We start from the raw sequence: 15182 nt of genomic DNA on the forward strand, positions 1-15182 counted from the left end.
TGTCCTTTATAATCCAGCCTGATTTTTTAACAGTGATGCATCAATAAAAATGAATGAAAACTATAAAAGCCCAAAAAGTGATCTGGAGGTCAGTCCGAGTCACGCATTGATCAGCCGCTTGTTAAAAGAGCAAAGCCTGTTGCTTTCACTACTTGCCGTTCTGCTGGGAACCCTAGGGACCTTGATCGCACTATCTTTTGCGCAAGGGATTATTCCCTTGTACGTTTACGTTATTCCTGGTTTTGTTGCAGGGATTTTAGTGAAATTTATGGGAAGGCCGGTGACAGTGAAGTATCGGCTTATTCCTGGGTTGTTCTGCGGGCTGATTGTTTCTCTTTGGGTCAGTTTTGGTGGTATTTCTATATATACTTTTTTGTTGCCACTGCTGAATGTACTTTGTTGCTTAGCCGTTTCACGTCGACGTCTCAGTTACGATGAGGAAAGAGCCTTATATAAATTTAGGAACGGTTTAATCAAGCTTTAAACTTCTGACGATTTATGAAATACAGCTAGAGTTACAATAGCTATTGGCTCCTGCTTTTGTTGGTGAGACGAGAATTTTGATTAGATTAGCTTAACCCAGTGAATAGTCATGATTATATCGGATCGAATAAGGGGTGAAACCCTTAAAGCTTTCCTTAGGCGAATCTATTCCTTATTGTCGAGTTGGTTGATTATTTTAAAATTAACTTGCTTGGCGCCGTGCTCTTTATTAGCGATATGAATATAAAGAATTTTATATTTTCGATTCATTATAAGTGGTGGCATATTGATGTCCGGTAAACCTTGCTATATTGGGTGGCGCCTAAGTCAAGGTTTTTTTCTTGGAGGTCTCAGGTTTCATCTTAAATAATCATTAAGAGAGAAATAAATATGTCACAGGTAAGTGATGACGTAGATTTGGTGGCGGAAAAAGGTTCTAGTCCAGTGGTGGTGAAACTTTCACTGGCTAAAGCTTTTAATCGTAGTGCTCAGTCCATACGCGATACCCAGAATACTTATAAGCAAAATGTTGTTGCGATAAACACTCTGGTAACCAGCGTTTTGTCCTCAAGCTTGCCTACCTTAAATCAAAATCCGCCGGATTGGAGCGACTTTGTCGCGGCCTATACTCAGGCCAATTCAGATGCGCTTGATTGGGTGAATAATGTACTGGCCAGGCTCTTGGATGTACCCGGTGAAGTACAGAGCTACAATGGGATTATCAGCGAGCTATTGCAGGATGCCTTAACCCAGGCGAATACACTCGAGAGTGACCCCAGTAATACATCGGCTCTTAATATCCTGAAGAATGATCTGAACTCGATAACGTCTCAATTGGGTCTGGTTTCGACCTTTATTAGCGGAGCAATTCAGGCTATTCAGGGGTTCCAAGATAAACTGCCCGATATGGCGTCGCAATTGCAGTCAATTGCCGATAAGTCTGTTCAGGATGCACAGGCTGATGAACAAAAAATTGCTGATTTAAAGAACGACATCAAAAATCTACAGGCAGATATCAAATCACTAACCGCTAGCATAGTAGCACTTGGTATCGCAGATGCTACAGCCATCTCCCTGGGAACCGTAGCCTCTATTGTGGCTTTCCCAGAAGGACTGCTGACCTGGTTCGTTATGGGGCCAGTCGCTGCGGTGGCAACCACCTTTATTGCTTTGGATGCCGCTAAAATTGTTGCAGATCAAAAGAGCATCCAGGATAAGCAAGCAGAAATGGATCTGGTTACTGCGGATGTCTCTACTCTTCAGATGTTATCGCAAAGTTTTGGCCAGCTAGCCGACGAGACTCAGCAAGTTGAAGAAAATCTGCAGGCTGTATTGCAGGAGTGGCAAACCCTTGAAAATGATGTGGCAGCAGCTGTTAGTGATATTCAGACAGCCATTGCAGATGAAGAAGGGGCTAACTACACAGCGGTAATCAATGATCTTAATGATGCGATTACTGAATGGGACGATGCCTACTCCCAGGCGGGAAGCTTGTATCTTGATCTTAATGTGAATGATGCAGATCTAACAATTGGTATGAGTTCAGATCAGGTTCAGTCAGCCTTTGCCAGCGGAAAAACGGTTGGTGTGATTCAGTACTACAACAGCCTCTAGAAAATAGATGAATAATTAAGCTTCAAAGGCTTATTTCAAAGGAGATAAGCCTTTTTTTGTTTCTAAAGCTAGTAGCTACCTTGTACTTGAGCTGCCCCTTTTCTTGTGGTTTGAAGGAACTTATCTTTACTCTTTGTAATGGGTTTCAGTAATAAAAAATTCTGTCAGTACCCCCCCCCCCAAGGGATATCTATCAAATCATCGAGTCTGCGCCCAAGCAGTGAATGAGCTGCGGAGGAGCCCATGATGATTAGTCCTCCTCTTTTATAAAGCTCAACGGGCATAACAATTCATTGGCTTACGGTATCACCTTCTTCATTTTCTAATCTGGCTCAGACACCAGGGTAACTAAAGTGCTTTCTTTTACTGATGTTCGAGGACTTTATAGAGGATGATTCATAGCTTGGTATTTGCTTCCTGTGGAATCTTTTCCTTGTACGATAGTGCTTACTTGCTACTCAACTTATTGAAAAGTTAAAAATAAATGCCTGAAATTGAAAGTGGATATTTGAGATTTTGGGTAAAGTATGTACATAGCTTTATACGTGATTGATTTAAGTTAAGTCTTTCGTGGTTTGAATGTGATTCCAGTATTAGATTTTCTGAAAAAAAGTTAATTGAGACAGGGAGTAAGAGTGACATGGGTGTTAATAGAATTGCCAGGCAGAATAATGGTGTGAAAACCTGGGGATTTTCACAGTCATCGCCTCGTACCTATATTTTCTACTTTAGGTTTGGTGCATTTGGGATTTGTGCGGCATTAGCCGCTCACTGGATAAAGACAAATGCAAAAGATGACGAAAGTCTGCCGGCAAAATTAGGGCTGACACCCAGAATTCATCGGTTGGGTTCATTTTCTGTACGTACTTATCGATCCTTAAATGTTGGTGAGCTGATTAAGGTGGGGAGAGATTTTCATACGTGGACTCATGGAAATGGGCGTCAGTGCATAAATATTGAAAATTGGCTTATAAACCATGGATTACATAAGGAGATGCGTTGGTGTAACAGCTCCATTGATGAGGCGGTTAATAATATGGTCGTTATACGGCCCGGACAGCCGGTCCCGCCGCCTAGAGCCATTCCTCCGATTAATGTAAGCTTGGTGAATGCATTGCGTCGCTTGAGGGATGCTTATGCATATATTTCTTTTTCAGGAGCGCGGGCTGGACATGCCGTTGCTGCCTGGGTAGCCGATGACAGGGTGAATTCAGATATTGGTGCACTTTTCTTTGACCCTAATTATGGTGAATATCGATTTGCAACGAGGGATGATTTCTTCGACTTCTTTACTGCATATTATCGGCATGCTTATATGTCTGGGTGGATTCAGTTCAGGGATAGTTGGGAGGTTAAAGCTTACACAAATAGGGTTTGGTGAATTATTTTTTTTGCGCCCCCGTTGATATTGACGAAAGTCTTCCTAGGGGCGTTACTGACTCCCTTACTTGTGGTCAAAATGGAAGGAGTGGGGTTGGTCAACAGTAGATTACACTGTCACTAGACGCGCTCTCAGACTAGAGAGTAATCTGCCGGAATCTTTACCACTCTGGGCTATCCCTCCCTCTTTATCAAACAGGCAATCATGATATTGAGTGCTCTTTTGTCCTTGTTCAAAGCGCGAAGGATTAAATAGTCGAAAAAAATGAAATAATGGCCAAATTCTAAAAAGAGTGGGTGAAAATCTAAAGCAATCCTCCTTGACGGTGGATAAGATACTGGTGTCTTCAGTGTGCGACTGGCAGTAGATAGTCCCCAAGCTGGAGAAGTAAGGTTGCAAAATATTTCACCCCAATAGTCGATATTGTCGGTGGTATGATCGGTAAAGTCCTGATGAGCTTTGCCTGCTTCTCTCTGACATTTACAGCTAGTGAGTCTATGAGTAGCCCGTTAGATTTTTGAATGTCCAGTAAAGGTATGATGACGCGATTCAGTGGCACCTTATTGGCGATTGGGATTTTATACTGTGGTATAAATGTGTTAAGCACTAATGCTGACTATGAACATTCCTATTTTTTGACTCAATTTTTTCAATTCAAAATATATCACTAGTAGCCTACAGGCAGGAAGCTGACGTATGGAACTTATATTTAACAATGCTATATTGCGTGAAAATCTTATAGGCTGCCCAGCCACTCATGCAGAGGCATTTAAAGTTACTGCAGCATCGCATCGTTGCGTCATCATTGTGCGTGCAACAGGGCCAACCTGTACTCAGTTACTTGAGCAAGGATATGACACTAAAGGCTTTAGAATTCATGGTAAGTCTTGTGACTGGGGGCCTATGGCCGGTTTTGTTTTGCGCGACCCCCGATTAAATAAACACGGTATGGGAAAGGCAGGATATAACCGAGATCAACATCATGAGGCATTCACCGACACACAATCCGCTGCGGGCTGGACTGCCTCAACAACGCCTCTTCGTTTACATCAAGACAGGATTGATTGGCTCATCCGCAATGGGAAAATTAATGTTAGAAGAAAAACGAATGATCGCTATGAAGGGGTAGCCAGTCATCCTAGCGGTATTACTTTCCATTACTCACTTATCAAAGTTAACACATGTTTAGGGGATATGTGGGGTGTTTATGTTGATAAGGAAAAGAGTAGGCAGTCGGGATTTATCCAGGAGCGAGGAAATATTGTTGTTCAATATGACACCAAATACAAAGATATGTACGAACCGCTGCTGGCAATGACCAATCCCGTCGAACATCGACAGTTCCGAAATGAACACCCACTTAATGCCATTACGGGAGACTATGATCTATTTGCTATTTGGCCATTTAAGCAGGGTGCCAAAAAATATGATAGGTACAGAGATGACCGTCGTGTTCTTGGCACCGTGCAAGCTTGGTCGCAGCGTCATCATATCGAAACCCATCTAGAAAGAAATTTTACAACTCAAGGGCAGGGTACAAAACTTGGTAATATCACTAACCGTATTTATGAAGTAAGCCAGACAGTCAACTCTTTAATCTCTAATGCCTACACTCCAAGAGCTGGGGGAGGTCATTGGGGGCCATTCCCGAGAAGAAATGTACTCTGGCATAGTGACGAAGCCGCACGCCCATTTGTAAATGATGTCGATTTGCCTCTTATTGCATTTACTCCTGCTCGCCGTGAAGTGGTCATTCAAAGTTTGCAGGGATTTAGAGAGTTTATCGCGATGTGTACAATCAATGGTGTCAAGGTTACTCTGGCTGAGGGGTGGGCAATGAACCCTACCAATAACAAGCCCGACCGCTTAGGGCAGGCTTACGGGGGGCTTGTACCTCGTAACTGGCACTTTGGGCAGTGGATCGTCCCCCCATGGTACAATGCTTAGCCAATTATTGGTTTGGAATGAGAGTGGTCACGTAACGGGTGGCCACTAGCTTTTACGCTGGACAAATTCACTTTCAATTTTCACCAAAAGTATCAAGAAAATCCTATCTTGTATCTTTCGCAGATCTTTAGTTATTACGTAGTTCTTCTTGAAAAGGACTCTATTAATCAATGACGCACCGAATGAAAGGCTTGTCGCCGATTCAACAATTTATTCATCTTTCCTATATTTCTATTTGTTCAGTTGTAGATTTTATCAATGGGCTTAATCAATATCCGAATTGGATGGATAATGTGAAAAAAATGAATATTGATGCAGTCTGAATAATATTTTTTAACTCAGATGATATAATCATCAACTCTTCCCGTTTTACTCTCTCTTTTCCCTCGCTGTATCACGGGGTAATTGCCAACTTTTGCGGCAATGAGCTTTGCCGCTTATGGTTTCACTGGCTGATGTTCTGATATCTGTTGGGTTGAGAGCTGATCTGCCAGCTATGCGATACGGAATACGATGTGTTTTTCTGTCCGGCTTCTCTTGGGGTTATTGATATTGCAGATGTGTCACACTCTGCGCAATTCCTTGCGGAGATAATATCGTGGACTAGGTTGGGGAAGAGTAGTTGCTAGTGCTTGGGCGGTTCTTTGACAGTATCGATATTATCTGCGATCAACAGCGGGGTCAGGCTGCCGTGCTACAACATGATAGGGCTAGGCTGAAGATTGCCTGGGGCTCGGTTAGCGGGGGGTGGATAAATTATCTAGATGCAGCATTGAACCTGAAGAAGGTCGAGGCCAAAATATTCGGCTCCACTACGATCGGTGGTATTGTCTCAAAGTCGACGAAGGCGTCTCTTCTGCATAACGGAAGTGAGTGATTCTCGCCACATCGCTAAAGTATAGATCGAGAGAAATCTCCATAAACGGTTTACGCCCGCTATCTGGCTTAAGCCCTTCATTTTACAATTCTGTTAAGTAAGGAGTTTGTAACCAGGTTTAAAAAATTTCTGATTAAAATAATAAGTAACTTTAGATCTTTGAATAAAAATAAAAGGTATTATTTAGTGAATAGTTCTGTTGATAGCCCCCAGATAAAGTCTCAATGTGATGTAACCCTATGCTCAAACCTTCCATCATCGGGAGAGACAGTTTGGCATTTAATCGAAAGGCAAATGCACCATCACCCCGGTCGCAAGGCAATTGTTGATGGCAATACGACAATCGATTTCAATCAATTACTTACCCGGTCCAATGTCATTGCGGGTGAGCTTGAAGCTCGTGGTGTAATACCAGGCTCTTTGGTCGGAGTGTGCATGAATCGCTCCTGGGAACTGGTCGCTGCCTTAATTGGTGTGATGAGAGCAGGTTGCGCCTATGTGCCTTTAGATCCGGCATATCCGCGGGATCGGGTTCGATATATGCTGGAACATTCGGGTGCGGTGGCAGCCATTGTGGATGGGGATACTTCAGAAAAATTATGCGAGGGAGTGCGTGAGTTGGTACGGATCGATAGAGTGGGTGCCAAGGCAATCCGCTGCGCAGAGCCGTCCGAAAATGATTTGGCTTATGTTATCTACACATCCGGCTCGACCGGGCGGCCAAAAGGTGTTGCTGTCGAGCATAAAAATATTGTCGCTATGTGCCAGTCGATGGGCGAATTGTTAAATGAGGAGGAGCTCAATGGTGTTTTTGCTGGAGCTTCAGTTTGTTTTGATACTTCGGTTATGGAAATTTTTGGCACCCTGTCGCTTGGGGGCACGGTAATACTGGGCAAGAATATTCTTGAGCTGACAAAGCTATCTTTAGCAAATCAAGTGAGAACCTGCGTAACCGTGCCCTCGGCAATGCAGACATTGCTGGCGACAGAAAAATTACCTGAAGAGCTACGTTGTCTCGTTTTTGGTGGTGAGGCGCTGAAGCGATCACTGGTTGAGCAAGTACAGGCTATGGCTCCCGGATTAAAGCTCTTCAATGCTTATGGACCCACAGAAGATACGGTGTATTCCACAATTGCTAAAGTGTCACCTGGCTCTAAAATAGTCACAATCGGAAAGTCCGTACCTAATTCCCGCGCTTATATTTTGGATGACAAAATGCAGCCGGTTTCTCCTGGCGTCGCGGGAGAGTTGTATCTGGCAGGGAGTAAGCTTGCACGGGGGTACTTATACGATGAGGAAAAAACCAAAGAACGTTTTATTGAGCTGGAACCTACCGATTTAATCCCTGATTCACGCTTATATAAAACCGGGGATTTGTGCCAGTGGGCAGAGAACGGAGAAATCGAATTTCTTGGTCGGGTCGATCAGCAGGTGAAGGTGAGAGGATACCGGATAGAGCTTGAAGAGATCGAGTCGACACTCGAATCTATGCCAGGTATTGATGCAGCGGCAGCTGCGGCAGTAGAGGGCGGTATAGGTCAGAAAATGCTCGCAGTCTTTGTTGTGAGCCGGGATGAAAGAGCAACAGACACTTCAATTAAAGAGTTTTTGGCAGAGAGGCTGCCAAAATATATGGTTCCTCAAATCGTAAGGCATCTTGAGGAATTACCACTTTTACCGAATGACAAGCTCGACCGAAAGCAGCTCATAGAGTTGGAAAAGAGCAGCCATCGGGAACAAGGACACGATAACAGCAGTGGTTCCACCAACAACCTGATGCAGCGTTTGATGGGTTCAAAGCATGAGCAGGAAGCTACGGTACTGTCGATTATTCAGGGGGAAGTAGCCGCTCTACTTAATATCGGCGATGCCGAACAGGTATCGCCAGAACATTCGTTTACGGGGCTGGGCCTAGATTCACTAACAACATTGGAGTTTGCGCGTCGCTTGACGAACAATGTTGGGCTTACATTACCTCCACAGGCAGTTAACGAGTACGCCACTCCTGAAGCTCTGGCGAGTCATATTATTGACTTGATGAGTAGTGGTATTGGCAGGGGATATAGAAAAAAAGCGCACTCAGTAGCAACAGATTCTCTCGCCGACTTCCAATCACATATTCAGTCAAGCCACCCAACATTCCAGGCCGCAAAAGCGCCTTCCTGGTCTGCGATGGATAAGAGTAAGTTGGTGCAGGAGGTGATGCACATGGTTAACGACCAGCGCAGAAACCCTTACAGCAAAGTGTTGCGTACCGGCAGTGCGACTCGTGGTACGGTTAGCGATGTGTATAACGATGAAGAGCAGGAAGCCATTATCTGGACGACCAATTTATATCTTGGCTTGAATCGGGATCAGCAGGTGATTGAGGAATCCATTGCTGCTGCGAAGCATTTTGGTACTGGTATGGGAACCTCAGCGGCTGCGTCGGGTTTAACGGATCTTCACCTGGCGTTCGAAACGGAATTTGCTGAATTGGTAGGAAAGCCCAGTGCCTGCCTTTTCCCGACTGGGTATACCGCAAATGTCGGTGCGGTTGCCGGGCTTCTTGGCAAAGATGATGTGGTTGTTATCGACCAGCTATGCCACGCATCGATCGTTGACGGTGCCCGCCTTTGTGGAGCCACGATCAGAACATTCCAACACAATAATGCCGCAGACCTGGAAGCCGTACTCGAATCGGAAGTGTCTCCTTACCGTACTGTTCTTGTAGTTCTCGAAGGCGTTTACAGCATGGGGGAGGGCGCTGCACCAGTTGCTGAAATTGTGCGTACGGCCAAGAAATATAATGCACTCGTTTTGGTGGATGAAGCTCATTCGTTCGGATTTTATGGCGAAGGTGGCGCTGGCATTTGTGCCGCTCAGGGGGTTACGGATCAGGTCGATTTTATTATGACAACCCTGAGTAAGGCGCTTGGGAGCCTTGGAGGTGTTGTGGCGGCGAAGCAGGAATATATCGATCTGTTGCGATCATCATCCAGAGCCTACATTTTCCAGGCTTCGGTCAGCCCTGCCGATATTGCTGCAGCACTCACCGCATTACGCCGCTTGAGATCTGACGACCAACTGAGAGAGCGGCTTTGGGATACCACCCGCTACATGCGCCAGAAGTTTGAAGAGGCGGGCTATGATTTGGGCACGGGCGATGGACCCATTGTCACGCCGCATTTTGGCGACAAAGATAAACTGTTTGCTATTGTGCAGGAACTATACAAACGCGGTGTTCAAACATCGGCAGTGACTTATCCCATTGTAGAGCCAGGGCGTGGCCGCCTCAGGCTGATCTGCTCGGCGGCTCATACGAAAGAGGATGTCGATAAGACCGTTCAAGCGCTTATCGAGGCAGAGCGAGAAGTAGATGCTCTGTTGGTGCAGACTGAAAAAGAACCTATGGACTTAGGCTGGGCGCAGTCTGTAGTGGAAGACTGGGCAACGATTTTCTCAGGCTATCTTAAACAATTTATGGTGAGTCATTCTGGCCCAACTCCAAATCTGACCTTGGCCGTACATGTCTCTGAGCCATCGGAGCCAGTCAGAATTTTATGTTACGACGGACATGCAACACTGAGTGATCACAACATCTCTGGCTTGCCTTCCTGTTCACTGGTGCTTAAAGATATGGAGGCAGTTTCTGCACTGCACTCTTCGAATGTCCAGGGGTTACTCCGTAGTATTTCCACTGGAAGCTGTGTATTAAATGGCCAAGTAGAACCTTTTATTTGGTTTATCGCACGTATGGCTGATCTACGGCGGGGTTCAACGCACTCTGCAGACTTTGAACTATGTCAAGAGGAATCTATTTGCTAGTTGAGTTGTAGAAGTAACCTACCTAATTGGTCCTTCATTAAGTTATGAGGGGCCATTATGGAAAGTAGGTTACTGGTTTTCCATCACCCTTCAGTAGGAATCCTGGTGTGGTCTGTGTTAGACCTAAAGGTTGGTCAAATATTAATCTCTTCGGTTAATACCATGTTAACGAGGCAGGTGCTAAACTTCCGTCCCAGATGGACTCAACTCTAGTGGGTTGGTAGCTGAAATTATGCCTCGTCCTCGTCCTTCAATATACATTGCATAACATCTATGTTTCTGTCTATTTGCAGGTAATCAAGATAATGAGAAAATTATAGGTATTTTTCCTGCCCGATGAACTGCGATAGTCATTTTTGGTTAGTGTAATTAGAGTTGTAAACGAGTCTGATTGATTTATCTCAAGATCTTCTTCATTCATTTGGTTAAGAGCATTACTGTATTTAAGGGTAAGTATTTCGGTTATGAGTATTACAATCCAAATGCTTGGAGAACTGACTGTTTATCGTGATGGAGAGCGAGTTAGTCTTCCCCGATCTAAAAGGACACGTGCACTTCTTGCGTTCTTGGTTTTGGCCGCCCGGCCGCATCGTCGTGATCGTTTGTGTGAAATATTTTGGGAGTTACCTGATGACCCTAGAGCATCCCTCAGGTGGTCATTAAGTAAAATTCGCCCCATTGTCAATCACTCCGAGACAGAACGATTGATTGCGGATCGAGAGAGGGTGAGCCTAAAGACAGATGACATTGAAATTGATATTAAGTCAATTATGTCTAGGCTCGAAGAATCTGAGTTATCAGCAGATGACCTCAAGACTATCAATTCTGACCTGCAGGAGCCGTTTCTTGAAGGGATAGATTTGCCCGATCAAGAGTTATTCCAGCAGTGGCTGCTTGCTGAGCGGGAGGAGGTAGGGCTTTTGCGTGGCAAAATACTATCCCGCCTGTCTACTCACCCAGATATCTCACCTCCTGACCAATTGAGGTGGGCGCGCTGCTGGGAAAGTTTTGAGCCTTACAACCCTCTCGCGGCGACTCAGCTACTGGAAAAGATGGATAGGCTGGGGCTTACACGGGAAATGGCGAGTACTAGACCACAATTGGTGGAAAGGTTTAGAAAGGCTGGAATTGCCTGGTCACCGTATAAGCCAGTGGAGGTAGAGACCTACAATGTTCACACTGTTGAACAACTTCTCGAAAGAAAACTTCTTAGCGAACAGAAAATTGAATTTTGTACTGCCTCGGATGGCGCCCGCATCGCGTACGCAACCATTGGTGATGGCCCACCTATCGTAAAGGCCGCTAATTGGTTGAGTCATTTGGAGTATGATTGGGACTCTCCAATTTGGAGTCCTTTGTTCCGGGAACTATCTATTGACCATCGGTTTATACGCTATGATGAACGTGGAAATGGTCTTTCAGACTGGGATGTTGACAATATCTCTTTTGAATCATTCGTAACAGATCTTGAAACTGTTATTGATGCCTGCGACGTTGATAACTTTACGCTACTTGGTATTTCTCAAGGAGCGGCCGTCTCTATCGAATATGCAGTTAGACACCCGGAAAAGGTAAAGCAACTTATTTTGTTTGGTGGCTACGCAGCGGGCTGGCGGATTGGGGCTACGGAGTCTGTGATAAAAGAGAGAGAAGCGGTAATGACTCTAACTAAAGCCGGCTGGGGGCAAGATAACCCCGCATACCGACAGATATTCTCCTCAACATTTATGCCAAGGGCTAACACTAGTGAGTTGGCTTGGTTCAATGAATTTCAACGCCTAACAACTTCTCCTGAAAATGCAGTTCGCTTTCTTTCTGTGTTTAGCAGCATAGATGTTCGTGAGCAACTCAGTAAAGTCACCGTTCCTACATTGGTTATCCATTCTTTAGGAGATCAACGAATTCCGGTAAAAACAGCATGCGATATCGCATCAAGTATTCCAAACGCTAGATTTGTTGGTCTAGATAGTGATGGGCATTTGTTATTGGGACGTGAACCAGCTTCAAAAGAGTTTCTTGAGGAAGTGCGTAAGTTTATCTCGACTACTTGATAAAAGGCTATTTTATCGGAGCTTCGAGGGCTAGAAATGCTACTGGCTTCTTGATCTCTAGTGAGGCCAAAATCTTATATTGAAACCAAATGTGGTCTGTCTTCAACGGCCAGGTTTCAAATTAGGTGTGATCAGTGTGAAAGAGTTATTGTCAGGGGGTTTGTGTAAGGGGATTATTAGAGCTAACTATAAACGGTATATTACATCTTATAATCTGGAAGATGATGATACTGCCTACATATAATATCCAGTGTTCTGGGTATACAGAAGCTTCACCAAGACATTTTTCTGACGTCTTTATATTTTGCACGCCTTTAACTAGGGCCTGTCTGCACTAATTATTCTGCCTGCAATATGTGAAAAGCTACGAAAGAATATAAAGGTCAAATCCAATTTAACAAAGCGATGGAAGTTCTACGGAATCCTTTTAGTCGGCGAAATAAGCACTCCACCTCATTCTGCGTCTTGTACACCTCCTGATCATACTCCCACGGCCTCAAGCGGTTAACCTTAGGAGGAACCACCGGAATCATGCCTAGATTCAGCCCCAGCTGCCGTATGTTATTTCCTTCATAAGCTTTATCCATTATGACCTTAGTACCAACTCAATGGCAGTTTTCTAGCGCTCTCAGTAGGCCAAGCCCCTCGGGAGTACCACTAAGCTGACGAGGTGATGAAGAAAGGGTAAGGGTAGCTGGCAATTACAACGGTGGTTCAAACGATGGTTCAAACGGCAATAGGCTTTACTTACATTATTCTGAGTTGACAGAGGGTATCAAGTTCAGAGTGTCAATAGTAAGGCAATGGATAGCCTTATGTTTCAACCTAAGTATATGTATTCCAAGTTAAACCGTAATAAAGGGATTCTGTTTAAAATATATTCTGTTGTTATGTGGTTTATAGAAAAAAATATAACGCTCATCCTTTGGTTAATATTTATTAAGGCACCAACAAACTGGACTTTAATTTTAGGTGGCGTTTTCCTTTTTGGCGTTATGTGCAGTAGGTGGAGCTATCTTAGAAGTTAGTAATAATAAGCAAAAAGTTTTGGCCGGTTGATCCAGTTACCAATTAATGGATTTTGTAAGTTGTGAGAAAAGCATTAAATGATGTTAAAGATATTGCGGACAACTTCCGGTCTCTCAATATTAGATAGTAATTCTATAAAGGGTAATAAAAGAAATGAATATTCCCTCCTACAAGTGGCAAGACGATATCACCAATGGGGAAGTGGTTGTCGAGTGTCAGCATTGTGGAGATTTATTTGAGTTTAAGATATTCTCAATTCCATGCGGTAAATCTATTGCTCTTACATCTTCACCTTTTGTTAATTTAGTTATGATGGTGTCCGGCATTGCTAATATTACGAATCACCAATCGAATTTTGAATTGAAAATGGGGCAAGTTTGGCTGTCAAGCTCGGATGAAGGTTTTCGGTTAGGTAATATCCACAAAAATCAGGATGCAGTTGTAATATGTGTTGGTATTCGTGCAGCAATGCTATCTAGATTCTACGAAAGATACGATAATGCCTTGCTTCATAATAAGCAGGCACCCAATACGATGAAATCAGTTCCACCTAGGGGTGAAGTACCTATTATTTTCCCAAGTTGCAAGTTGACAAAGCTAACATTAGATTCATTTAGATTGTTTGGTCAGTTGGATAATGATGGATTAAATGCTCTGAAGTTAGAGGAATTATTACTGCTTAAATTGAACAGTGATCATGGGAAGATACTGGCTAATGAATTGCTTAATCAGGTAAACCCAGAGCAGGAAGCTTTTAGGAAGTTTATGGAAGTCAATGTTACTAAAAATTGGTCTTTGGCTGATTACGCTAAGCAGATTGGTATGAGTTTGACTTCATTTAAGAATATGTTTAGTCAGGTTTTTAGGGGGGGCTCTCCAAAATCATGGATTAACGAAAGGCGCCTCCGATACGCGGATGTTCAACTGCGCACTACAAGTAAACGGTTAGTGGATATTGCGTTGGAGAGTGGTTTTTCTAGTCAGTCGTATTTTACACAATTATATAAGTCAAAATATCGCATTTCACCTTCTCTGGTAAGGAAAGAGTGTGTTTCATGGGTTTAAATGTTTTTTTCGCACTGAATTGCAGTGTAAATAAAATCAGTAGTTATTATACGATTTAAATTATGAAATAGCTCTTGCTATATATTCTTGGATCAGATGGCTTAATTGGTGGGAAGACGCTACAGTTTAAAGGTCGCAGAGTCATCTGGTGACACTGGTTAGGTGAGCCTCCAAGTTGTTGATTGCTCGCAGAGTGCCACTACAACACGTCCTCCCAAGGATAAAGGAGTTTGGCAAATTACCTCAAACACCTATTGAGGAGGCGATGCTCTAATGCAACATCAGGCCACGGTAAAGTGATAAATAACCAAATAACCAAATAACCAAATAACCAAAGTCTCTAGAGATTTTTGCCGGATAGCACTACCACTTGTATTGGCAACGTAGCTTTACCACTATCCCTCACTCCTCGTAACGGATTTCAGTAATAAAATAAGTCTGCCACTTTTCTCCCAAACGAATATCCACCTCATCATCAAGCCTGCGCCCTAACAGTGAACGAGCCACAGGAGAGTCCATGGAAATCAGGCCGGCCTTTACATCAAACTCATCTGGCCCAACGATTCTATAGCTTACGACTACCCCCTCTTCATCTTCCAACGTGACCCAGGCACCGAAGAAGACTTTTTCGCGGTCATCGGGGGCCTGGTTAACTACGGTGATTTCTTCCAAGCGCTTGGTCAAAAACCGCACACGGCTGTCTATTTCCCGCAGGCGTTTCTTGCCGTAGATATAGTCGGCATTTTCCGAGCGATCGCCCAGCTTGGCGGCGTCACTGACCGCCTGGGTGACTCTGGGGCGCTCTTCCTCCCAAAGGAACTTTACTTCGGCGCGCATACGACGCGCGCCCTCCGCAGTGATATAGCGGGAGCCGCGTGGGCGCGGCGGTCTCCATCTTCCCATGGTGTTACTGGCTTCCTCTCAAGAT

8 protein-coding genes and 1 pseudogene are annotated in these 15182 nt (G+C 44.2%); 7 read left to right on the plus strand and 2 right to left on the minus strand.

Annotated elements, in window-relative coordinates; genetic code table 11:
* The first annotated feature begins 49 nt into the window (after positions 1–49).
* The 6 genes from ACXAFI_RS07155 (at position 50) to ACXAFI_RS07180 (ending at position 12160) form a co-directional block, all read left to right on the plus strand.
* Positions 50–484, plus strand: a complete 435-nt coding sequence (locus tag ACXAFI_RS07155; RefSeq protein WP_475108235.1) for a hypothetical protein — start codon at positions 50–52, stop codon at positions 482–484.
* 389 nt (positions 485–873) lie between these two features.
* A complete protein-coding gene (locus tag ACXAFI_RS07160) occupies positions 874–2097 on the plus strand; it encodes an enterotoxin (HBL) (protein WP_475108236.1) in 1224 nt (407 codons plus the stop codon).
* A 640-nt stretch (positions 2098–2737) separates the two neighbouring features.
* Positions 2738–3478, plus strand: a complete 741-nt coding sequence (locus tag ACXAFI_RS07165; protein ID WP_475108237.1) for a YopT-type cysteine protease domain-containing protein — start codon at positions 2738–2740, stop codon at positions 3476–3478.
* Positions 3479–4174: 696 nt separating this feature from the next.
* On the plus strand, positions 4175–5425 hold the full coding sequence (locus ACXAFI_RS07170; RefSeq protein ID WP_475108238.1) for an anthrax toxin-like adenylyl cyclase domain-containing protein: 1251 nt from the start codon (positions 4175–4177) through the stop codon (positions 5423–5425).
* 1063 nt (positions 5426–6488) lie between these two features.
* Positions 6489–10109, plus strand: coding sequence for an amino acid adenylation domain-containing protein (locus ACXAFI_RS07175; RefSeq protein ID WP_475108239.1), 3621 nt, complete (start codon positions 6489–6491; stop codon positions 10107–10109).
* 464 nt (positions 10110–10573) lie between these two features.
* A complete protein-coding gene (locus ACXAFI_RS07180; RefSeq protein WP_475108240.1) occupies positions 10574–12160 on the plus strand; it encodes a bifunctional AfsR/SARP family transcriptional regulator/alpha/beta hydrolase in 1587 nt (528 codons plus the stop codon).
* Positions 12161–12478: 318 nt separating this feature from the next.
* Here the strand turns inward: ACXAFI_RS07180 and ACXAFI_RS07185 are convergent.
* Positions 12479–12762 (minus strand): annotated as a pseudogene (locus ACXAFI_RS07185) (IS5-like element ISCARN85 family transposase); the annotation flags it as partial.
* A 580-nt stretch (positions 12763–13342) separates the two neighbouring features.
* Here ACXAFI_RS07185 and ACXAFI_RS07190 point away from each other — a divergent pair.
* Positions 13343–14254, plus strand: a complete 912-nt coding sequence (locus ACXAFI_RS07190) for a helix-turn-helix transcriptional regulator (RefSeq protein ID WP_475108241.1) — start codon at positions 13343–13345, stop codon at positions 14252–14254.
* Between the two features lie 402 nt (positions 14255–14656).
* Here ACXAFI_RS07190 and greB read toward each other — a convergent pair whose 3' ends face one another.
* On the minus strand, positions 14657–15157 hold the full coding sequence (gene greB, locus ACXAFI_RS07195) for a transcription elongation factor GreB (protein ID WP_475108242.1): 501 nt from the start codon (positions 15155–15157) through the stop codon (positions 14657–14659).
* Between the last annotated feature and the right edge of the window lie 25 nt (positions 15158–15182).

It is taken from the genome of Microbulbifer sp. ABH2_005 (assembly GCF_056160005.1).